This is a genomic window from Arcicella gelida (assembly GCF_034931025.1).
GTDB lineage: Bacteria > Bacteroidota > Bacteroidia > Cytophagales > Spirosomataceae > Arcicella > Arcicella gelida.
Genome location: NZ_JAYGIL010000035.1, coordinates 46,649 through 70,184 on the forward strand (window position 1 = coordinate 46,649; position 23,536 = coordinate 70,184).

Below are 23,536 nucleotides of genomic sequence, written 5' to 3' on the forward strand. Positions count from 1 at the left end.
TTCAAAAAAAATAATTCGATTGAACCTATTTTATATTTGTATGTTATAACATTAAATGTATAGACATTGAATATTTCAAAAACTTTTTAACTAACAATACAATGGCAAATGCAACTTGGGCAATCGACGCTTCACACTCAGAAATTCAGTTTAAAGTAAAACACTTAGTAATTACAACAGTAACAGGAAACTTCAAAGAATTTAGCGGTTCAGTAGAAGCTGATGATGATTTTGATGGTGCATCAATTTCATTTGAGGCAAATACGGCATCAATTAATACGAATAGCGAACAACGTGACGGTCACTTGAAAAGTGCAGATTTCTTTGATGCTGAACAATTCCCAACTTTATCATTCAAATCTACTTCTTTCACAAAAGACGGTGACGATTTTGAATTAGTTGGAGATTTAACAATTAAAGGAACTACTTTACCAGTAAGTTTAGCAGTAGAATATAACGGAACTGCTACTGACCCTTGGGGAAATGTAAAAGCAGGTTTTGAATTGAAAGGTAAAATCAATCGTAAAGATTTTGGTTTGTCTTGGAACGCAATCACAGAAGCAGGAAGTGCTTTGGTAAGTGAAGAAGTGAAATTAATTGCCAATATTCAATTGGTGAAACAAGCGTAATTTGAATTTTGAGTGCGGAGTGCAGAATGAGGAGTAAGAATAGTTTTGAATGTTGAGTGCAGCGTGAGGAGTAATTTATAAAATTTACTCCTCACTCTGCACTCAACATTCATCACTCTATTGATGTTCATCTCTTAATAAATCATTCACTGTTTTTACAGGATTGAAAGTAATTAAGGGAACTTCTACAAAAATCGTATTCCAATCAGACATTGCACCATTCCAAAGTCCTGGTAGTTCTTGTGCTTTCAAGTCTTTACCATCTTTAGATTTTTGAGTTACAAAACCTGTTTTGGGGTCACGGAATTTCAATAAATCGAATTTCTCGCCTTTATTATTTTTCAAAGAACAAATCAAATCAACTGGATTGAAGTGTGTTGAATTATTGAAAATAGCTTTTTGGTCTTCATTGTCTAAATCTACTTGCGCAGATTCTACAATTTGTAAAGAAGTAGTGCCATCAGCATTTTTACACCAGAATGGTCCTCCGCCCGGCTCGCCAGTATTTTTTACCACGCCACAAACACGCAATGGACGATTTAGCTTTTTCAAGAAATAAGCTACTTTTTCGTTATGAGGCAAATCTGTAAATGCTGAGTTTTGTAATACACACAGTTCTTTTTCAAAGAATTCTGTCAATTCATTAATCAAAGGTTGTGAAGCCCATTCTGTTAATTGATGTTGATAATCAAAAATCTTGTCTTGATAATGAAGTAAAACGCCTGCCAAAGCTTTCTTATAATCATAAGTAGTTTGTTTGATGCGGTCTGGTACTACATTATCAATATTTTTAATGAACACAATATTGGCATCAATATCATTCAGATTAGCCAACAAAGCACCATGACCCGCAGGACGGAACAGTAACGAACCATCTTTTTCACGGAATGGTGTATTGTCCAAATTCACAGCAATTGTATCTGTCGATTTTCTTTGCTCAGAAAAAGCAATGTCATATTTTACACCATAATCAGCTTCATAAGTAGGCAATACTGCATCTAAAAGTGTCTTGAAACGGCTTAAATGCTCTGGAGAAACAGTAAAGTGTAATTTTACAATTCCGTCTGTATTAGCATAATTTGCACCTTCTACTAAATGCTCTTCAATAGCAGTTCTGTTAGCTTTTTCGTATTTATGAAATTTCAAAAGTCCTTTAGGCAAAGTACCATATTCCAAACCTTTGCTTGTTAAATAATAATCTGCAATGGTTTTTTCATCGGCATTTTCAGGGAGAACTTTTTTTAAATCGTCATAAAACGCAAACTCAGATAATCGCTCAAAGAATTGATTTGTTGATTTATCTGATTTTCCTTCTTCCAAAAAGGCAAATAAAGCTTTAAACATTCTTGAGGCTGCACCAGAAGCAGGAACAAATTTCAAAGGCGTAATGCTTTTTACTTTACTTTCATAAAGGGCTACATACTCAGCCAGTTTTTCTTCAGAAAGTTGTGTTACGCCATTTTCAGGAATTGCTGCTTTTTGAAGTTGCATGAACGGAAAGCCATCTGTAAAATCTTGAATTTGTTGTTCAACAGTTGCTAAGTCAATGCCTAATTCCTGAATTTGATTGAGGTCGTTTTTAGTAAACATAGTAATTTGGTTTGCGGTAATCAATATATGCGATTATTCTTTATTACAAATATATAAGTTAATCGTTGTCTTCAGCGGTTAGCATTTATTTTTTGTAGATAATACCATTTTTCATAACAAATATCACATTTTTCAGACTTGAGATTTGCTTTTCAGGTTCTCCTTGAACAGCAATAATATCAGCTAAATACCCTGTTTTGATATTTCCTAAATCTTTTAGTTTGAATACTGCTGCATTTACTGAAGTACTCGACTGTAAAACATTTATTGGTTTCATGCCATATTCTACCATCATTTCCATTTCACGAGCGTTTTCTCCATGTGGAAATACGCCCACATCACCTCCCATGCAAATTTTCACGCCAGCGGCTAATGCTTCTTTGAAACTTTTACGTTTTAGTTGAATGCGTTCTGGTTCGGGTTCTTGTCCTTTTTTCCAACCTTTGTATTGAGAAGTAGCATCGCCAGCGGCTAAAGTCGGACAAAAGCATACATCCTTTTCTTTCATTAATTGAAAGATTTCTGCCGTTGCACCATCGCCATGTTCAATCGTTTTTACGCCTGCCATAATTGCTCTGCGCATTCCTTCGGCTGTGGAAGCATGAGCAACTACATCACGACCAGAACTTTTGGCAATATCAACAACCAATTTTAATTCTGATTCTAAAAAAGTTGGTTGTGCATCTTTAAAAAGTCCCCAGCGATAATCGGCATAAACTTTTATCACATCTGCACCTTTCCCGATTTGGGTTCTCACTGCTTTTGATAAATTATCTATGCCATCAGCTTCCTCCGCACCTTGAACAACGGTTACATCCGACTGAAAACCTTTTGGCCCATAGCTACCTGTAACTACCAAAGCACGACCAGCAACCAACATTCTTGGGCCAGGAATAATACCTTTTTCGATAGATTGTTTCAAACCAATATCATCATAATCAGCTCCTTCAGTTCCTAAATCTCTGATGGTTGTAAAACCTGCCATTAGAGTATTTTTGGCGTGAATAGTGGCTCTGACGATGCGTTCTGCACGAGATTCTTTCAGAACTTGGTCATCCCAAGTGGTTTCGTTGTATGGATGAAGTAATAAATGTGAATGACCTTCAATCAATCCGGGCAATAATGTAGCATTCGGCAAATTGATAATTTCTGTGTTTTGAGGAATCTTTAGATTCTCTCCGACAGCTATAATTTTTTCTTTTTGAATCAATACTTGCCAATTTTCATGAATATTTTCTCCATCAAATATTCGGGCAGGTTTGAGTAAATAAATTCCTTGTTGGGCAAAGATTGGGACATTAAAGAAAAAAAGGAGACATAATTTAAGTAAGGATACTTTCATATTTGTTGAAGAAATGAGTTTATAAACAAAAATAGCACGATTCCGCAGAGTCGTGCTATTAATTGAAGGAAATTGTTTTATTAAGACTTGAGGACTTTAAGACTAAAAGACTTTAGGATAAAAAAGCTAAAATTTATACTAAAAAAGACCCTTAAAAAATTACCTCTAAATACCTTAGCGTCTATAGTCTTTAAGTCCTAAAGTCATTAAGTCCGCATTCTAACCCTACTTAATTCTAAAAACGGCTTTTACTTCGTATCTCACTTTTATCTTCTGAACGTCGATAGTACTTTCAGGCATTGCGTCGGCGGATTCCATTCTTGCTGATTTCAACATCATATTTGAATACATTGGTGCTGGAGAATAACCATTGTCGATTTCATAAATTTCCAAGGCTTCGCCCAATTGTTCGCCAATACCTTCTAATAAGTACTTCGCTTTTTCTTTAGCCGCTTGCAAAGCTTTAATTTTTACTTCTTTTCTTAATGCTTCTATTTTAGAGTATTCGAAGCGACTGATATTTGTAGAAGCAACGCCTTTATCATCTACTTTAGCGATGATTCCATCAATTTTATACAAATTGGCTACTTTCACGATATAGCTTTTACTTTCTAAAAAGGTTGTTGGTTTTTTCTTGCCAAACCATTCACGATAACCGTTGATATCGCCCACACTAAAATTTTCTTTAGTAATACCAGCTTCTTCTACTGCTTTTTGAAGTTGCTTTTCCAAAACCATAATATCAACTTTATTTTTGTTGTTATTATCCTTAAAATATTCTCTTAAAGTAATAGAAACATAAATTTCGTCGGGCAATACTTCTTGTTCGGCACTTCCTGTTACTTCAATTTTTTTAGGTTGAGGTTTCTCTACGATTACTTGTTGTGCAGTACTTGCAAAAGCTCCTAATCCGAATGGGATAACAAGCATTAACATTTTAGCTAATTTTTTCATTTGAGTATTTAATTTGATTTGACTGAGAAACGAGACTTTACTTTTAAAAGTATGATATTAACAAAAGATTAACATTAGTTCGTAAAACGAGTTTTCAACTCGTCAATAATTAAGAATTCTTTTCCAAACGCAATCTAAACAAAAAAGCCATCATTTGGGAATTCCCCAAATGATGGCTCATCAGAATGTTATTCACTGACTATTTCACAGAATTATTTATTATACTGCAAAGCACTATCGTTCATAGAATATTTTCCAGATTTCATCAATTTCAACATTTCTGCTCCTGCTAATAAAACTGGACCATAACCATGTGCCGCCAATACATTTATTGGGCGATAATAATAGAAAGCTGGGTCAAAGCCCATTCCTGTTCCTACACAAACACCTTCTACTTGTCCGCCAGCATTTACTTTTGTAGCTACTGCATTCCAAGCCAATAAAGTAGCTGGTCCATAAGCTTTTGCATCAAGCCATCCATTATTGATTGCTCTTGCAAAAGAATAAGCATAAATCGCTGTAGCCGAAGTTTCTAAATAAGAATCTGGACGGTCTAATAATTGATGCCAGAAACCGCTTCCTGTTTGGTACGAAGCCAAGCCTTTAGCATGTGCTTTCAATAAAGTCAATACTTCTGCACGACCCGCATGATTTTCTGGTAAAACATCCAATAATTCAACCATTGTTAGAATAGCCCAGCCGTTGGCACGTCCCCAGTGAAATTCTGGATGCGTTTCCATATCTGCCACCCAACCGTGCATAAATACGTTTTTCTGATGGTTAAACATTCTTTTTGAAAATTGTGATACTTGTTTTACTGCATCATCAAAGTAACGATTATCGCCTGTCAATTTACCCATTTGTGCTAAAGCAGGTACGCCCATGAATAAATCATCCAACCAAAGTGTATTAGCTTGCGGACGATTTCTAGCTAAAGTACCATCAGTAAAACGAAATTCTTTTGTACTGATATAATTCATGTAATTATCAATCAATGGACGTAAATCTGTTTTCACAACATTTCCTCTCGTCGCTTTAATCATGGCAGAACAAACTGCACCGCAGTCGTCCAAAGCATGTGGCATAATTACTTGGCGAAGTCCTTTGCTACTCGGATTTTGCTTTAATACTTCCTTAAAATAAGGTACTTTTTCAGCCAAGAAAGTCATGCGTTTACGAGCATAATCATTAAAACGCTCATCGCCAGTAGCTTCACTTGCCGCCAACATTCCTGAATAAGTAACGCCCCATTCGTAGCTTGTTAAGCTGAATGTTCCTCTTTCTACAACCGCACTGGTATCTATTTTGCTAAAGTCTGTAATTTCTTTTTTTGTCGTGTTGCTAATTACTTTCATTGGCGTAACAGCATCTAAATATTTGTGGATTCTGTTAAGTACTTGTGTTACTTCTTCCACTTTGGGTGTAGTGTAAGCCACTGGATAATCTGGTTGTGCTGTGTGCAGCATTTCCGAATGAAGCGATGGCTTTTGCTGTGCTAAAGCTGGTAAAGTAGCCAAACATAGCAATGAGACTAAAGAGATTTGATTAATTTTTTTCATGCTTTAATTTTATTAAGAGTGATGCAAACATAAAGACAGTAATGTATAAAATCTAATCAATTCATGATAAGATTGGTCATTAAACTATGTGAAATGACTTATTTTGGCATAAATAATCTAAAAAATGCAAATGTCCAATTACTCTCCAAAAACCTTCTATGTTATTTTAGGAATCTTTTTCATCAGCTTTGGTATCAATGCCCAAAAGTTGATTACTATTCCTATCGAAACTTCACAAAATGCTTTGGTCTTTCAAACCGATAAAGACAACCGTTTAGGAACTGTTTTCTTCGGAAAAAAACTAGCCCAATCAGCAGACTACGGCTTGATTACCAAAGAGTACAAAATCAATGATGAAAATTCAGGAATTTTTAATTCGGTTTACACGCCAAGTGGTACTTGGAATTTGGTAGAACCTGCCATCGAAGTAAAACACGCCGATGGAAATTCTTCTTTGGAACTTAAATACGTTAGTCACGAAGTAAAGAAAATTGATGATAATGTTTCTGAAACCGTAATCGTATTAAAAGACCCCGTTTATGCCCTTGAAGTACGACTTTTCTATAAAGTTTATTACAAAGAAAACGTCATTGAACAATGGTCGGTCATCAAACATCAAGAAGCAAAAAATATTACTTTACAAAAATATGCTTCTGCCAATTTGTACTTCATGGCAGACGATTATTACCTCAATCATTATCACGGTGGCTGGGCAAAAGAAATGAAGCCCGAAGAAACTAAACTGACGGCGGGTATCAAAACGCTAGATTCTAAATTGGGAACAAGGGCGAATTTATTTCAACCACCAACTTTTATGTTGTCGTTCGATAAACCTGCTACCGAAGATGCTGGTAAAGTATTATTAGGAACGTTGGCTTGGTCGGGAAATTTCAAAATAGATTTTGAAATGGATACTTATCATAACCTTCGTTTATTGGCAGGAATCAATTCACATGCTTCGGAGTATTCCTTGGCAAGCAATCAAGATTTTAAAACACCGTCTTTTATTTTTACTTTCTCTGAAAACGGAAAAGGCGAAGCCAGTAGAAATATGCACAATTGGGCAAGAAAGTATAGAATTTTGGACGGCGAAGGTTCAAGACTTACTTTGTTGAACAATTGGGAAGCTACTTATTTCGATTTCGACGAAGCTAAATTGACCGAACTTTTTAAAGACGGAAAAAAATTAGGCGTTGATATGTTTTTGTTGGATGATGGTTGGTTTGCCAACAAATATCCAAGAAATGGCGATGTTGCAGGTTTGGGAGATTGGCAAGAAAATCGAAAAAAATTACCAAACGGCATTGGTTATTTGGTAAAAGAAGCAACAAAAGCAGGTATTAAATTTGGGATTTGGGTTGAACCCGAAATGGTAAATCCAAAATCCGAATTATACGAAAAACACCTTGATTGGGTAATTCGTGAACCTCAGCGACCAGAACATTATTTCAGAAATCAATTGCCTTTAGATTTATCAAATCCAGAAGTACAAGATTTTGTGTATGGTGTTATTGATAATCTTTTTACCAAAAATCCAGAAATCGCCTTTATCAAATGGGATTGTAATGCCGTTGTCTATAATGCTCATTCGGCTTATTTAGAAAAGAAAGGTTTACCACAAACGCATCTTTACGTAGAATATGTACGAGGCTTATATAAAGTATTAGAAAAAATCAGAGCGAAATATCCAAAAGTACCGATGATGCTATGTTCTGGAGGAGGCGGTAGAGTAGATTATGAAGCGCTGAAATACTTCACTGAATTTTGGGTAAGTGATAATACAGACCCACTCGAAAGAGTATTTATGCAGTGGGAATATTTATATTTTTATCCTGCCATTGCTCAGTGTAATCACATTACTGATTGGAGTAAAGTGGGCATTAAATACCGCACTGACGTTGCGATGATGGGCAAAATGGGTTATGATATTGTAGTGAGTCATTTATCTGAAAAAGAATTGCAATTTAGTCAGCAGGCATTGGCGAATTATAAGAGAATCAGTGATGTCGTTTGGCATGGCGATTTGTATCGTCTGAAAAACCCTTGGGAAAACCCTTATGCTTCGTTGATATTTAGTAATGCCGCACAAGATCATGCTGTGATGTTTTCTTATTTAACCACCAATCGTTACGACGGTGTTTTCAGTGTGACTCCTGTAAAATTGAAAGGATTAGACCCAAAAAAGAAATATAAAATTCAAGAAATAAATGTCTATCCAGATGCAAAATCAAGCATTGAAAAAGACCTTGTTTATTCTGGAGATTATTTGATGAATGTAGGAGTGAATCCAAATATTACTTTAAGAAGAACAAGTGTTGTATTGGAGTTGACAGAAGTGAAATAATTTTGTATTTTGAGTAATGAGCTAAAAATCATAGATTCACGATGCAAATAAGATTTTTCATCCTTAGCGAAAACATTTAATACGTTTGCTGAGGATGAAAATTGTTTTAAGCCGCATTAATGGTTTGCTCATTACTCACAATTCACAACTTCTAAATCACGTATGTTCAAACTCAATCGCTATGAAGTCAGTCTGACGTTAAGAGTACTTTTACTTTTGGGAAGTATTACTTTGGCGGCTTTTTGTATCGTAAACAGTAAGTTTACTTTACTCTTTTTTATCGGATTGGTACTGTTTTTTCAGATTTTGAGTTTTGTACAATTCATCAATAAAACTAATACCGAACTGACTCAATTTATTGAAGCTGTTCAGTACAGAGATTTCTCCTTACAATTTGCCGAAAAAAATGCACCTGTTTCGGTTCGGCAATTGCGTAGAGCTTTCAATCAAATCAACGGTACTTTCAAACAACTTTCTTCCGAACGTGAAGAACAATATCAATACCTTCAAAAAATATTAGAGCTGGTGGATACTGGAATACTTTCTTATGACCAAAATGGGGAAGTAGGCTGGATGAACGAGGCTTTTAAAAAGATGTTAAGTATTCCTTATTTAAGAAATATTTCTTCTTTAGAAAAACGGAATCTCTTTGTTTTTCAGGCAATTAGTTCTTTGAAAAGTGGTGAAAATCAATTGGTGAAAATAGACCATAAACAGGTTTTGTTAGCCAAAACTACTTTTATGAACGAAGGGAAATTAACACATCTAATCGCCTTCCAAAACGTAAACGAAGCCATTGAAGACACAGAAGCACAAGCTTATCAGAAATTATTGAGGGTAATGACCCACGAAATTATGAATTCCGTTGCTCCGATTGCCTCTTTGGCAGAAACGATGGAAGGACGATTGAAAAGTGGCGAGAATCCCAATCCTGCCAATAAACAATTATTGGAAGACATTACTTTGGGTGTTTCAACCATCAAAAAACGAAGTGCCAATTTGTTGAAATTTGCGGATACTTATCGACAATTAGCAAAGGTTTCTATTACTTCTTTCTCTACTTTTTATATTCGAGATTTGTTTGAAAGCGTAGAGATTCTACTTGAAAATCAGATTGAACAAAAGAACATTGAATTAGATGTAATCTTGAAAGATTTCGATTTACAAATAGAAGGCGATTTGGCTTTGATAGAGCAAGTAATCATCAATTTGATGATTAATGCGATGGATGCTGTTAAAGAATCTGAAAAACCTAAAATCCAAATAGGAGCGTATTTAAACCCACAAGAGAAAGTAGTGATTGAAGTAAAAGACAATGGCATCGGTATGTCGGCAGAATTGTTGGATAAAATTTTTGTGCCTTTTTTTACTTCAAAAACCAATGGTTCGGGTATAGGTTTAAGTTTATCAAAACAAATAATGGCATTGCACAAAGGTAGCATCACAGTCAATTCAGTAGAAGGGCAGGGGACTATTTTTAAATTAGTGTTTTAATCCACAAGACTCAGCATGAGTCTCCTGTACAAAGGCTTAAGTTTATCTTTAAAGCTGATTTGATGTAGCGGCAAACCCTTGCGGTTGCCGTTTTGAGTGCGGCAACCGCAAGGGTTTGCCGCTACATCAAAATATTAAGATAAAAAATATTTGCACACAAGTATATCCTTCTTACAATACTAATTCATCACTCAAACTATTACTTATCAACCTTCATTTATGAAACGCTACTTTTTACTTACTTTGTTGTTCCTCAATGTTTTAACGGTTTTTTCTCAAAGCAATTTGGTCGATAAAACACGTGCATTTCGTCAAGCGAATGAACATCGACTTCTTCAGGAATTCATGGGCTTGTTGTCTATTCCTAATGTCGTTTATGATACTGTTGGCATTCAAAAAACAGCAAATTATATCGTGAAAATGATGGAGGACAGAGGCATTAAAACCCAAAAATTAGATGCCAAAACCAAAGGTGTTCCTCCTGCTATTTATGGAGAAGTAATCGTACCAAATGCTACAAAAACCTTAGTGTTTTATGCACATTACGATGGTCAGCCAGTAAATCCTAATCAATGGGCGGAGGGAATAAAACCTTTTGAAGCGGTTTTCTTAGATGCTTCTTTAGAAAAAGGCGGTAAAATTATTGATGTTCCAAAAGCTTCGGAAAGTATCAATCCTGAATGGAGAATTTATGGTAGAAGTGCTTCGGATGATAAAGCGGGCGTATTTACCATTTTATCGGCTTATCAAGCCATGACTAAAATGGGAATCAAACCTTCGGTAAATTTAAAGTTCTTTTTTGAAGGCGAAGAAGAAGCTGGCTCTACTCATTTAGAAGAAATTCTAGCAAAACATAAAGATAAACTCAAAGCCGACCTTTGGGTAATTTGCGATGGCCCCGTTCATCAATCTGGACGAAAACAAGTAGTATTTGGGGTGCGTGGGGATGTAAATATGGAAGTAAAAGTATTTGCGTCGAAGCGTCCGTTGCATAGCGGACATTATGGAAATTGGGCGCCGAATCCTGCTAATTTATTAGTAAATCTATTAGCAACGATGAAAGATACCAAAGGCAAAGTATTGATTAACGGTTTTTATGATGATGTTACTCCTTTATCAGCTTTAGAAAAACAGGCATTAGCGAACATTCCCCCGTCCGACGAGCAAATGAGAAATGAATTAGGTTTTGTGCGTGCCGAAGGTGATGGTAAATCACTTGCTGAATTGATTAGTTTACCTTCTTTAAATATCAATGGAATTGCGAGTGCAAACGTAGGTAAAATGGTAGCGAATATTATTCCTACTTCGGCAACAGCGGCTTTAGATTTACGATTAGTATTAGGAAATGATGCTCAGCGACAAGTTCAAAAGGTAATCGAACACATCAAATCTCAAGGTTATTATGTGACTACCAACGAGAGTATTACTGATGAAGAAAGATTAAAATATCCACTCATTGCCCGTGTCCAAGCCAAAGAAGGATACAACGCCCAACGTACTAAAATGGATTTACCCATCGCACAGCTTATCATCAAAGCAGTACAGAGTACTTCTAAAGAAAACATTGTTTTAATGCCAAGTTCGGGGGGAAGTTTGCCTTTATATTTATTCGATAAACATTTGGCAACACCAACGATTACAGTGCCAATTGCCAATCATGATAATAATCAGCATGCTGAAAATGAAAATATCAGAATCCAAAATTTAAGGAGCGGGCTTGAAACTTACGTTGCTTTGATGAGTATTCAATAAGATAAGAATGAGGATACTCTGAGTATCATCGTTGATATAAATTATATAAAGCTTCATGTGCTGAGCATCATCGTTGATATAAATTATATAAAGCTTTATGTGCTGAGTATCATCGTTGATATAAATTATATAAAGCTTCATGTGCTGAGTATCATCGTTGATATAAATTATATGAAGCTTCATGCTTTGAGTATCATTAGTAAAATGAAATTGTGTTTGGTTGAAAGCATTAGGATAGCATTTCCCTAAAAGAGTATTATCTTTAAACATCCAAAACCAAACCATCTAAATATGAAAAAGCGTCATCAAGTACTGCTTGTACTTGCTATTCTTTCTGTCATCACTTTCCTCGACCGAATCGCATTTTCCACCGCAGGCGAGCGCATCACTAAAGAATTAGGATTAACTGCCGTACAATGGGGTTGGATTTTGGGTTCATTTACTTTGGCTTATGCACTTTTCGAAGTACCTACTGGTTTATTAGGCGATAGAATCGGAGCAAAATCAGTATTGATTAGAGTTGTTCTCTGGTGGTCTTTTTTTACGATACTAACAGGATTCTCTACGGGTTTTGCCATGCTTTTAGTCGTTAGATTTTTGTTTGGTATTGGCGAAGCTGGAGCATATCCAAATATTGCTATTGCTTTAGCGAAATGGTTTCCTGCCAACGAACGTGGACAAGCCCAAGCCATTATCTGGGGAGCTTCTCGCTTAGGTGCGGGTTTGACACCGTTGGTCGTCATTCCAATTCAACAACATTATGGTTGGGAAGCATCTTTTTATGTACTAGGTTTTGTAGGTGTGATTTGGGTAATCTTTTGGCAGTTCTGGCATAAGGAAGAACCGACAGATGCAAAGGATATTTCAGCAGATGAGTTAAAGGAAATTCTTGCCAAGCGACAATTGGATAATCACGGAGCAAAAACTTCTATTTTTAAGTTATTGCAAAATAAAAACTTAGGCTATTTAATGGCGATGTATGCCTGTTATGCCACAGGAGTATATTTCTTTCAAACTTGGTTACCAAAATATTTACAACAAGGTAGAGGTGTCAGTGAAAATGAATTGAAACTCATCGGTTCTGCACCGTTTTTATTGGCAGCTTTAGGTTGCTTTTTAGGTGGTTTTTTGAGTGATATTGCAGTTAAAAAATACGGTAAAAAATGGGGAAGAAGAATTGTTCCTATTATTGGTTTAGGTATTTCAGGAATATGTTTGGTTGTTTCTGCTTTGACGATAAATAATACAATAGCCATTATTTTACTTTCTTTGGGAATGGCTTTTATGGATGTTACTGCACCCGTAGCTTGGGCTGTTTCAATGGATATTGGAGGAACAAGAAGTGGCTCGATTTCTGGAGCAATGAATTCCGCAGGTTTACTCGCTGCTTATTTTAGTACAGTAAGTTTTGGCTATTTAGCGACTAATTTTGGCTATAATTTTCCTGTATTATTGTTAGGAATCATTGTAATGATTGGTGCATTTTTGTGGTTGAAAATTAATGCTGAAGAAACAATATAGCAGAAATCTTGATTATAATATCAGCGTACTTTTTCTACACAAATCAATGGGTTCAAAATAGACAAAAAAGCTTATAGGCTAAAAAATACTAAGATGGAAAACGAACAAAACCAAGATGATAAACTTGATCGCATCATTGAGGCAAGGATGAAATTGAAGGCTCGTTTTGAAGAAAAAATGAAAGCGACGCCATCAATGGCTGATATAAAACCGCAAGGAAAAGGTCCAATCAATCGTCACGGAATGCCAACAACTCCAGTTGGACAAACGTTGACGACCAAATGGCCCGTACTTGATTTGGGCTATCAACCAAAAATTCCATTAGACAAATGGCGTTTGATTATCGACGGAGAAGTAGAAAACCCTGTAATATTAACTTGGGAAGATTTCATGGCTTTACCACAAACAGAAGATATTTCTGATTTTCACTGTGTAACTACTTGGTCGAAATTAGATATGATTTGGAAAGGCGTTCGCCTTTTAGATTTAGCCGCTTTAGTACAGCCGAAAGAAACAGCAACACATATTATGTGTTATGGTTATGATACTTATACTACCAATGTCTCGTTAGAAGAAGCCTTAAAACCAGATGTATTACTAGGTCATACTGTTGATGGACAACCATTAGCTGTAGAACATGGCGGTCCACTCCGCATGATTACGCCACAATTATATGCTTGGAAAGGCTCAAAATGGATAAAAAGAATTGAATTCATGCCCAAAAACAAATTAGGTTTTTGGGAAGAAAGAGGTTACTCCAACACAGCATATCCTTGGAGAAATGATAGATATAGCTAGTAATCGTAGCACGAGTTTTCAACTCGTGAATAACAAATTATTTGTAGAGGCAATCCCTTGGGGTTGCCTCTTTGTATTGTATAAATAAGATTCACAATAAGACGGTAACCACAAGAGTTACCGCTACTGTATTTTGTAATAAGTTTGATTTGTCAAAATATGCATTCACAACTCACTAAATCACTAGCTTACTTCACCCATCTATTCGCTATAACCAAAGCATAATCGACAAATGCCTTTACTGTACTTTCATAAATATGGTTTCCTGTTGAATCTGCATGTTCATCCAAATTCTTAGCTGTTTCGTGTGACTCATAGATTCTTGGAGAAATCACAGAATACTGATTTGTGAAATTGATAATTTTATTAATAACTGTCGTCAATTCTAAGCAAGGAATTTTACCACCACGTCCGTTAGAAACACCCGCCAACGCAAATACTTTGTTATTAAAAAGGTGTACAAAATCTTTTGAACCCAACTGATGCAAAGCATTTAATAAATCTCCATTGACAGTCCAATTATATTCTGGGCTTACAAAAAATACCAAATCTGCTTTCTCCCAAGCACCAATCAATTCAGCTTGAAAAAGGCTTAAATCATCTTTTTGTACCATTCCTCTACCTACTGAGGGAATATCGAAATGATGAAAATCTACAATGGTACTATTCTCAAAGCCTGAAGTTTTTAGTACTTTTTGTAAATACTTAGAAAAACGTAAGGAGTTGCTATTCTTTCTGGGCGAAGTGGCAATAATGGCAATATTCATATTTTATGTTTTAGGGAAATTTGTGTTAAGTAAACTTCAAATATATAAAAATGTTTAGTCGATAGAGTAACCCAAATGTTGAATAAAATAGTTCACGGATATTTCATGATAGACTTCCGCTAAGAAAAGATATATTTGTTGTTTGTACGCTTCAAAATAGGAATAAAATTAAAATCTCGAATAAAATCATGCAAAAATCATCCAGAAGACAATTTTTAGAAAATTCAGCAACGGCATTAGCCACAGGAACAATCATGACAAGTATCGCAACGACAGATTCAAACGCAGCACCCAAAGGTGAAAAACTTTCTTTTGTACACCACGTATATTTTTGGTTGAAAGACCCAAGTAACAAAAAAGACCATGATCAATTATTAGCAGCTTTGAAAGCTTTGGGTAAAATTGAAGTGATAAAATCTGCACATATTGGTTTGCCGTCAATTAATGACTTTGATAAACCAGTTACTGATGCTTCATACTCTTTTTCTGTATTATTGATTTTTGATAGCAAAGAAGACGAAGAAAAATATTTGGTGCATCCATTACACAAAAAATTCGGAGCAGAGAATCATCATTTATGGTCGAAAGTGGTGGTTTATGATTCAGCAGATATTTATGTTCAATAAAAGAGTGTTTTGATGTTTTTCAAACTCAATCGGCAATATAAGTAAAGGTTCTGGTATTTTATCAATATAATTTTGACGAAACAATTAAAAAGTATTAGCTTTAAAGTAAAATTATCCTTTTTAATCAGTCTAAAAAATAACCCTAAAACACGTTTTCAATGACCACACAATCCAATCAGAAGTCCCATCTTTATACACTCATGACGGTATGGTTCTTCTGGAGTTTCGTTGCAGCCTCAAACGGTATTTTAATTCCTTTGTTTAAAGAAAAATTTGGTTTAGAACAATGGCAGGCGCAATTAGTTGATTTTGCCTTTTACATTGCTTACACAGTTGGTTCAATTTTATACTTTATTGTTTCAAGTGTAATCAAAAGTGATATTTTGAACAAAATCGGCTACAAAAACGGAATTGTGTACGGTTTAATTATTTCAGCTTTAGGAACATTATTGTTTTATCCAGCTGCTGAAATGAAATCTTTTCCATTATTGCTTTCAGCTTTATTTATTGTTGGTTTAGGTTTTTCGTTACAACAAACGGCTACGCAACCTTTTATGATTGCTCTTGGACCACCAGAAACTGGTTCACACAGAATTAACTTGGGTGGTGCGGTAAATAACTTAGGTGGAACAATTGGACCAGTAATTATTAGCTTTGCTATTTTTGGTTCTATCGCTGCGGATGCTGCTAAAAATGCAACTATCGAATCTGTAAAATTACCTTATTTGATTCTAGGAGCACTTTTTGTATTATTAGCCATTTTTTTCAAAGTATCTAAATTACCAAGAATTACCAACGACGAAGAAGTAGAAATCGGAACAGGCGTATTAAAATATCCACAATTAGTATTGGGTATGATTGCCATTTTTATGTACGTGGGTGTTGAAGTAACCATCGGAAGTAATTTAGGAGAATACTTAAAAGTAACACAAGGTTTAGATTCTTCACAAATTTCACATTACGTTTCGATGTTCTGGGGAAGTATGATGATTGGTCGTTGGACGGCCGCATTGAGTAACTTTGATGTAGCTCCAGCAACCAAAAAGATATTAACTGTTGTTGTTCCTTTTGTAGCTTTTGGCATTGTTTTAGGTGTAAATACTTTGCACGGAAGCGATATGAGTGATTTATACGCTTATGCAATTTGTGTATTAATTATGATTGCGGCATTCTTCTATTGCGATGAAAAACCTGTTAGAACACTTTTAGTTTTCTCTGGAATGGGAGCATTAGCAATGGTTATTGGTGTATTAGGCTCAGGTGATATTACGCTTTTTGCTTTCATCAGTGGAGGTTTGTTCTGTTCGGTTTTATGGCCATGTATTTTCTCTTTAGGAACGGCTGGTTTAGGAAAATACACCAACCAAGGGTCAGCTTATATGATTATGATGATTTGCGGAGGTGCAGTTGTTCCAGTACTTCAAGGAATTGTTGCTGACACAATTGGTATTCAACAATCGTACTTTGTACCAATTATTTGTTTTGCTTACTTGGTATTCTTCGGAATAAGAGTACAAGGCGTATTGAAAAATCAAGGAATTGACTTTGACAATGCCGTGGTAAAAGGCGGTAAAGGTCATTAATCATTCATGAAATTATATTTTCAAAAAATCGGAAACGGACAAAAAATCCTGCTCGCCTTTCATGGGATTGGGCAGGATTTTTTGTGTTTCCAGCATTTTGCCGAAACCTTTAGCAACGTTTATACAATCTATGCTTTTGATTTACCTTTTCATGGAAAAAATATTGTTGATAATGCAAATCAAGTATCAGAAAACGAAGTGATTACAAAATCTATTTGGAAAGATTTTCTTGTAACATTTTTAGCAGAAAATCAAATTGAAACCTTTTCTGTAATAGGTTTTAGTATGGGAGGAAGATTCGCTTTGGCAACTGTTGAAGCTTTTCCAAAACGCATTGAAAGTATGACTTTAGTTTCACCTGATGGTATTTCAGAACATCCGATTTATGCTTTTGCAACACGTTTTAGCCTTACTCGGAAGATATTCAAATATGTTATTTTTCAGGAAGAAAAACTTTTATCTTTCACGAAGTTTTTTGCCAAAATGCGGATTGTTCCAGAAAGTTCTATCCGTTTCGCTCTTCGAATGTTAGACACGCCGACGAAAAAAAAACAAGTATTTCAATCGTGGACAGGTTTTCGATATTTAAAATTCAATTTGAAAAAGCTAGCCGAGCAAATCAACAACGAAAAGATTAGCGTAACCATTTTTACTGGGAAATACGATACCATTTTACCTTCCGAAAAAGTGTTGCCTTTAGCGACAAAACTTCCTAATGCTCAATTAATCACTCTTGAAGCTGGACATACCAAAATCCTTGACAAAGTAGTGGAGTATTTAAAAAAGAATGATAAAATGCTATAATTTGACATCTTACCGACAGAATGAAAACAATTTTGATAAGTATTTCGTATATCAAATATAATATGCTTTAAAATACTTAGCTTTCGTTATCTAAAAAACGGTAAACCCGCAATTATTCATGAGTTTTATCAATGCAATAGGTACGGCTGTTCCTGAAAATTGTTTTCCACAAATGCAAATTGCGGAATTCATGGCTTCTGCCTTACAAATGAATGAATATGAACAACGACGATTAAAAGCTTTGTATCGTTCTACTAAAATTAACCAGCGTTATTCTGTATTATCTGACTATGGAAAAACCTTTTCTGACTACGAATTTTATCCTCAGACTTCTGATTTAGAGCCTTTCCCAAGTATTTCTCAACGAATGCTTGCCTATAAAAAATACGCATTACCACTTTGCCTAAAAGCGATTGCAGAGTTGGGGAAATTACCCAACATTACGCACATCATCACGGTAAGTTGTACAGGAATGTACGCTCCGGGGCTTGATATTGAAATTATTGCTGCTTTAGGACTAAGTACCAATATTCAGCGAACTGCCATCAATTTTATGGGTTGTTACGGTGCTTTTAATGGGCTGAAAATGGCAGATACCATTTGTAAGGCCAATGCTGAAGCAAAAGTATTATTGGTTTGTGTGGAATTGTGTACACTTCATTTTCAGAAGAAAATGGATGAAGATTTTCTGTTATCGAATGCACTTTTTGCTGATGGAGCGGCGGCGGTATTAATCGAAGCTACACCTTCTGAAAATGCGAAGTCTTTAGCCATGAAATCTTTCTTTTGTGATTTGTATTTTGAAGGGAAACAAGATATGGCTTGGCAAGTAGCCGATTTCGGCTTTGAAATGACACTTACTTCCTATATTCCTAAGTTGGTTAAATCAGGAATAAAGGCATTGACTGACAAACTTTTTGCTAATTCAGGATTAACAAAGCAAGATATTTCATTGTATGCAATTCACCCAGGAGGAAAAGCCATTTTAGAAGCCATTGAAACGGCTTTAGACATCAATGCCAATGATAACAGATATGCTTATCAAATCTTGAGCGATTATGGCAATATGTCGTCGGCAACAGTACTTTTTGTCTTAAAACAGATTTTGAAAGACACTGAAAACATCCATCAAAATCAAAATATTTTAAGCTGTGCCTTTGGACCAGGCTTAACCTTAGAATCTATGATTTTAGAAATTGTATAGCATTTTTTCTAAAAACCATACTTCAAAGAAAACAAAATTCCACTGCTATAAAGATTTACTTTTCCTCTTCCAACTTCTTTTAAAGGCGTTTTTAAATAAGGCTCTGCTTGAATTGAAATATGCTGATTGATGCGTTTTTCGAAGCCAAAAGATAAATTCAAAGTACTTATGAAGTAATCATCATCTCTTTTCCAAGATACATTTTTTGGAAAGCCAGCTGGTATTGAAGCGGTATCATAATAATACTCGTAGGCTTCTGTCAACATCAAATACGAAGAAACACCAGCACTTACAAACCAAGTATTTTTGGGTTTCATCAATACATTATAACGAATATTGATTGGTATATCTAATATCTTACAATCACCTGCAACACTTGTTGGTAAAACTGGGCGATATGACCAGTTTTTAGCCCAAGCATGATAATTCTCAATACCTGTAGTATATTGTTTATAAGTATAAATTGCCCCTGTTTGAAGTACAAAGCGATTTGTTAAATTGTATTCGAACAAAATTCCTGCTGATTTCCCAAAAGCAAAATCTCCTAAATTTTCAATGGCATTCGCATCGGGTGCAATGGCTAGTCGTACTCCGAAACGTGAGTTTTTTATAACTGGATCTTTGATTGGTTCATCAATCGTTTCTTCAAAAGTTGGTAAAACAATAGGAAAGTTTGTCTTTAAAGCCTTCAAAGGTTTACTTGATAATAAGGAAAGTTTATTGGTTTGCTTACTTATGTGATTATTCATCAAAGCATTTTCTTCAAATGCTTTTTGTGTATTTGGAGTAATATTATTTGTGTTAAATATTGGCTTAGGGGCTTTTTTATGCTTTACAAAACTGATATTATTTTGTTTTTGTATCAGTTTTCCTGATTCAGTTTTTGATTTTTCTATCTCTATTTTTGCTACTTGTTTTTCAGTAAATTCAACCTCTTCAAGTTTGATACTTTTAGTTGATTGTTGTTCAGACAATTTTTCTTGAACATTTTTATTTTCTTTAGTAATCAGTTTTTCAGTCGTTTTCTCTTTTTCAGATGATACTTCTTCTGAATTTTCTTTAACAGTTTCTATGGACTGTTTTTGCTTGTTTAATAAATTCTCTTTTTGATTTTTTGAACCTGTTAATTTTACTGAAACTTTATCTTTTGTAAAGTAATATCCTATTCCTGCTCCTACGAAACAAAGTAAAAGCAATAGCAGTAGCCACCTTTCGTTTTTGAAACGAGTGGCAGGTGCCATTACAGGCTTGGGGTCTATTTTTGCTTTTAATTTATCCAAAGACGATTGGTCAAACGGAATTTGCACCTTATCAGAGGCTTCTCTGAAAAGGTCATCCAGTTCGTCATCGGACATATCCCACCACTTATCTGACATTTTTTTCTTAAGATTCTATATTAGAACCTTGATTTTATTCTTTTATGGATTAACTAAAAACGTTTACTAAGCATTTCCCTCAAATTAACCCTAGCACGGGCTAAATTTGACTTCGATGCACTTACTGAAAAACCTAACATTTTGGCTATTTCATCATGAGAATAGCCATCTATTGCATACAAACTAAAAACAGTACGATAGGTTGGCGATAATCTTTGAACTAAAGCCAACAGTTCTTCATAAGAGAGATTGGCTGAGGCATCATCACTTCTATCACTCAAATGTTCGGCATATTCAATGTCATCTTGGTCATAATACTTATGATTTTGGCGATAAAAATCTAAAGCCGTATTCACCATTATTCTTCTGAACCAATTTTTAAAAGACCTATTCAAATCTACTTTGTCGGCATTATTGAAAACTTTGATAAACCCATCGTTAACTACTTCAACTGCTTCATCCCGTGTTTTGGTATAACGTAAACAGACGCTCATAGCATAGCCATAAAATTGCTTATAAAGCAATTCTTGACTTTTAGAGTCACCCTTACGGCACCCTTCAAGTATGGTTTGGAGGCTATTGTTTTGGTCTGTAATAATGGGCATTTTGACAACGTTTCAACATCTATACGGGTTTTCTGAAAAAAGGTTGCGTTAAAATATTTACAAAAAGTATTTTATTTCGTAAAATCGCTATTGAGTAATTAAGATAACTATCCAAAACCAAGAATTCATGATTTTCAAAGTTTTTAATTAACTTTGTTTGAATATCCCCCTTAAACACATGACTATCCACAGAGAAAGCAAAGGTACTATTTTAGTTACAACCATTTTTTTAATCATTTTAAATAGTGCTGTTGCTTATTTTTTTAAAGAAAATGAGATTTTACGCAAAATTGTCATCGCTTTTAGCGTAGTTTTTGCATTGATTATTTTACAATTCTTCCGTGTACCTGTTCGGACAACGGTTAAAAATCCAAAGCATATTATTGCTCCAGCCGATGGAAAAGTAGTAGTCATTGAAGAAGTTGTTGAAACAGAATACTTCAAAGAACCACGTCGCCAAGTTTCGATTTTTATGTCGCCTATCAACGTTCATATCAATTTCAATCCAATTTCAGGAATTGTTTCGTATTTCAAATATCATCCAGGGAAATACTTGGTTGCTTGGCATCCAAAATCAAGTACTGATAATGAAAGAACAACCGTTGTAGTAAAACACAATAATGGAACAGAAGTATTGTTCCGTCAAATTGCAGGTGCTTTAGCTCGTAGAATTTGTTGGTATGTAAAAGAAGGACAAGCGGTAGAACAAGGTACTGAATTTGGGTTTATCAAGTTCGGTTCAAGAATAGATATTTACCTTCCTTTAGATGCTAAAATTTTAGTAAACTTAGAAGATAGACCAGTAGGAGGCGAAACTGTCATTGCAGAACTAGCTTAATATAAATTGCATATTCAAAAAGGGAATTAAAAATTTTATGTATTTTTAATTCCCTTTTTTGTTGATAACCATTTTTATAATAATCTTAAGAGATGTTAAATCGTTTATTCCTTTTGGTTTTAGCGGGTTTATTATGGGATTGCTCGAATTCGAATAAATCAGAAACCTATACTCCTCCAGTTCCTTCAAACAAAAACGGCAAAGAATTAGCAGAAACCTACTGTGCTAGTTGTCATCAATTTCCTAGTCCAGATTTATTAGATAAAGCTACTTGGGAGAAAAGTATTCTACCTAAAATGTCACATCGACTTGGTTTGGAATCAGATATTTTCAAAGTATATGGAGGAATGAATCCAGAGGAATTACAGTTTCTAGCTGTAGCGGGAGTATTTCCTGAAAAACCTGTTATTGCCAAAGAAGATTGGGCAAAAATTATCAAATATTACATTGATAATGCTCCAGAAAAAGCAATTCCTCAAGCTAAAAAAGAAAAGATTTCGATAGGATTAAGTAATTTTTCAGTAAAAAAAATCGAAGGAATTGCCAATAAAACACCTTATGTTACTTTCGTTAAGTTTAACCCTGCTCAAAAAAGTATTTATGCTGCTTGGCGTGGCGAACAAAGTTTCTTGAAACAGTTTGATTTGAATGGTGTTTTAAAAGATTCGATAGCAGTACCAAGTCCAATTGCTGATGTAGATTTTTCTCAAAAAAACCTCAGAGTATTAACGTTAGGAATAATGGATCCTAATGATTTTCGAAAAGGAAGTCTTTTAGAAATTACGACACAAAAGCGATCAAAACCAATTGTGGAGTTTCTGCAAAGACCAGTTCAAGCTTCTTTTGCAGATTTGAATCAAGACGGAAAAGAAGATTTTGTACTCTGTAATTTTGGCAATGAATTAGGAAAATTGGCTTGGTACGATGGCGTAAAAAGGAGAGAACATATTTTAAAAGAATTGCCCGGAGCCAGAAATACTTTTATCAAAGATATGAATGGCGATAATTTACCAGACATTGTAGTGTTAATGACACAAGCACGTGAAGGTGTTTTTATCTTTTACAATTCAGGTCATGGTACTTTTGAAGAGCAACAAGTACTCTCTTTTCCTTCTGTTTATGGTTCTAGTTATATGGACTTAGTCGATTTTAATAAAGATGGATTCTTGGATATACTTTATACCAATGGCGATAATGCAGATTTATCTATTTCGCTAAAAAGTTATCATGGTATCAGGATTTTTATGAATGACGGCAAAGGGAATTTTAAGCAAAGTTATTTTTATCCAATGTTTGGGGCTTCAAAAGCAATGGCTGCTGATTTTGATTTAGATGGAGATTTAGATATAGCCGCTATTTCTTTCTTTACCGACCCTAAACAAAAACCTCATGAAGGTTTTTTGTTATTGGATAATCAAGGGAGTAATCAATTTAAAGTATCAACATTTCCAGAAGCCAAGCAAGGTAAATGGATGGTGATGGATGTAGCAGATATGGATCAAGATGGCGATGCAGATATTCTACTTGGTTCATTTCTAAGAAGAGGAATTGCAGATATTGAAGAATTGCAGATGGGAAGAAAATTACCACCATCATTGATTGTTTTAGAGAATAAGAAGAACAGTCCGAAATAGGCTTCCCTTTAATCTTGTAAATATTTAATAATCAACACATTGCCAATAAAATAACCCCGAAGAAGTGTCAATACTGGCAATTTTCGGGGTTTTTCTGTATTTTGTTACTGCTAAGA

The 23,536-nt window shown here is 34.9% G+C and carries 19 protein-coding genes; 12 read left to right on the forward strand and 7 right to left on the reverse strand.

What is annotated here, in order from left to right; translation table 11 throughout:
* Positions 1-101 precede the first annotated feature (101 nt).
* Positions 102-629 (forward strand): YceI family protein, encoded by a 528-nt coding sequence (locus tag VB776_RS20875; RefSeq protein WP_323698810.1) that lies wholly within the window; start codon positions 102-104, stop codon positions 627-629.
* Between the two features lie 117 nt (positions 630-746).
* Here VB776_RS20875 and VB776_RS20880 read toward each other — a convergent pair whose 3' ends face one another.
* The 4 genes from VB776_RS20880 to VB776_RS20895 form a co-directional block, all read right to left on the reverse strand.
* On the reverse strand, positions 747-2,219 hold the full coding sequence (locus VB776_RS20880) for a DUF4301 family protein (protein WP_323698811.1): 1,473 nt from the start codon (positions 2,217-2,219) through the stop codon (positions 747-749).
* 85 nt (positions 2,220-2,304) lie between these two features.
* Positions 2,305-3,561, reverse strand: coding sequence for a metal-dependent hydrolase family protein (locus VB776_RS20885; RefSeq protein ID WP_323698812.1), 1,257 nt, complete (start codon positions 3,559-3,561; stop codon positions 2,305-2,307).
* Between the two features lie 225 nt (positions 3,562-3,786).
* Positions 3,787-4,515, reverse strand: coding sequence for an SIMPL domain-containing protein (locus tag VB776_RS20890; RefSeq protein WP_323698813.1), 729 nt, complete (start codon positions 4,513-4,515; stop codon positions 3,787-3,789).
* Between the two features lie 212 nt (positions 4,516-4,727).
* Positions 4,728-6,074, reverse strand: coding sequence for a glycoside hydrolase family 88/105 protein (locus VB776_RS20895; protein WP_323698814.1), 1,347 nt, complete (start codon positions 6,072-6,074; stop codon positions 4,728-4,730).
* Positions 6,075-6,204: 130 nt separating this feature from the next.
* Here VB776_RS20895 and VB776_RS20900 point away from each other — a divergent pair, with 130 nt between their 5' ends.
* From VB776_RS20900 to VB776_RS20920, 5 genes are all read left to right on the forward strand, one after another.
* Entirely contained in the window at positions 6,205-8,418 is a 2,214-nt protein-coding gene (locus tag VB776_RS20900; RefSeq protein WP_323698815.1) for an alpha-galactosidase, read from the forward strand.
* Positions 8,419-8,580: 162 nt separating this feature from the next.
* Positions 8,581-9,912, forward strand: coding sequence for a sensor histidine kinase (locus tag VB776_RS20905; protein ID WP_323698816.1), 1,332 nt, complete (start codon positions 8,581-8,583; stop codon positions 9,910-9,912).
* 219 nt (positions 9,913-10,131) lie between these two features.
* Positions 10,132-11,664, forward strand: a complete 1,533-nt coding sequence (locus tag VB776_RS20910) for a M20/M25/M40 family metallo-hydrolase (RefSeq protein WP_323698817.1) — start codon at positions 10,132-10,134, stop codon at positions 11,662-11,664.
* 291 nt (positions 11,665-11,955) lie between these two features.
* The gene (locus VB776_RS20915) at positions 11,956-13,185 is read left to right on the forward strand and encodes an MFS transporter (protein WP_323698818.1); all 1,230 of its coding nucleotides are present in this window, start codon (positions 11,956-11,958) and stop codon (positions 13,183-13,185) included.
* 93 nt (positions 13,186-13,278) lie between these two features.
* Positions 13,279-13,983, forward strand: a complete 705-nt coding sequence (locus VB776_RS20920) for a sulfite oxidase-like oxidoreductase (protein WP_323698819.1) — start codon at positions 13,279-13,281, stop codon at positions 13,981-13,983.
* Between the two features lie 188 nt (positions 13,984-14,171).
* Here the strand turns inward: VB776_RS20920 and VB776_RS20925 are convergent, their stop codons facing one another.
* Positions 14,172-14,750: an NADPH-dependent FMN reductase gene (locus VB776_RS20925; protein ID WP_323698820.1), complete on the reverse strand. Its 579-nt coding sequence runs from the start codon at positions 14,748-14,750 to the stop codon at positions 14,172-14,174.
* A 188-nt stretch (positions 14,751-14,938) separates the two neighbouring features.
* Here VB776_RS20925 and VB776_RS20930 point away from each other — a divergent pair, with 188 nt between their 5' ends.
* The 4 genes from VB776_RS20930 to VB776_RS20945 all read left to right on the forward strand — a co-directional run bounded on the left by VB776_RS20930 (position 14,939) and on the right by VB776_RS20945 (position 18,967).
* On the forward strand, positions 14,939-15,376 hold the full coding sequence (locus VB776_RS20930) for a Dabb family protein (protein WP_323698821.1): 438 nt from the start codon (positions 14,939-14,941) through the stop codon (positions 15,374-15,376).
* Positions 15,377-15,534: 158 nt separating this feature from the next.
* Positions 15,535-16,959 carry an MFS transporter gene (locus tag VB776_RS20935; protein ID WP_323698822.1) on the forward strand — a complete coding sequence of 475 codons (1,425 nt, stop codon included), beginning with the start codon at positions 15,535-15,537 and terminating at the stop codon, positions 16,957-16,959.
* A gap of 6 nt (positions 16,960-16,965) precedes the next feature.
* A complete protein-coding gene (locus VB776_RS20940) occupies positions 16,966-17,763 on the forward strand; it encodes an alpha/beta fold hydrolase (RefSeq protein WP_323698823.1) in 798 nt (265 codons plus the stop codon).
* Between the two features lie 118 nt (positions 17,764-17,881).
* Complete coding sequence (locus VB776_RS20945; protein WP_323698824.1) at positions 17,882-18,967, forward strand: type III polyketide synthase; 1,086 nt, start codon at positions 17,882-17,884, stop codon at positions 18,965-18,967.
* 8 nt (positions 18,968-18,975) lie between these two features.
* Here VB776_RS20945 and VB776_RS20950 read toward each other — a convergent pair whose 3' ends face one another.
* On the reverse strand, positions 18,976-20,343 hold the full coding sequence (locus VB776_RS20950) for a hypothetical protein (protein ID WP_323698825.1): 1,368 nt from the start codon (positions 20,341-20,343) through the stop codon (positions 18,976-18,978).
* A gap of 53 nt (positions 20,344-20,396) precedes the next feature.
* Complete coding sequence (locus VB776_RS20955) at positions 20,397-20,948, reverse strand: RNA polymerase sigma factor (protein ID WP_323698826.1); 552 nt, start codon at positions 20,946-20,948, stop codon at positions 20,397-20,399.
* A gap of 178 nt (positions 20,949-21,126) precedes the next feature.
* Between VB776_RS20955 and VB776_RS20960 the strand changes: the two genes are divergently transcribed.
* Both VB776_RS20960 and VB776_RS20965 read left to right on the forward strand, forming a co-directional pair.
* Entirely contained in the window at positions 21,127-21,786 is a 660-nt protein-coding gene (locus tag VB776_RS20960; protein WP_323698827.1) for a phosphatidylserine decarboxylase family protein, read from the forward strand.
* 92 nt (positions 21,787-21,878) lie between these two features.
* Positions 21,879-23,420 (forward strand): FG-GAP repeat domain-containing protein, encoded by a 1,542-nt coding sequence (locus VB776_RS20965; RefSeq protein WP_323698828.1) that lies wholly within the window; start codon positions 21,879-21,881, stop codon positions 23,418-23,420.
* Positions 23,421-23,536: the final 116 nt, after the last annotated feature.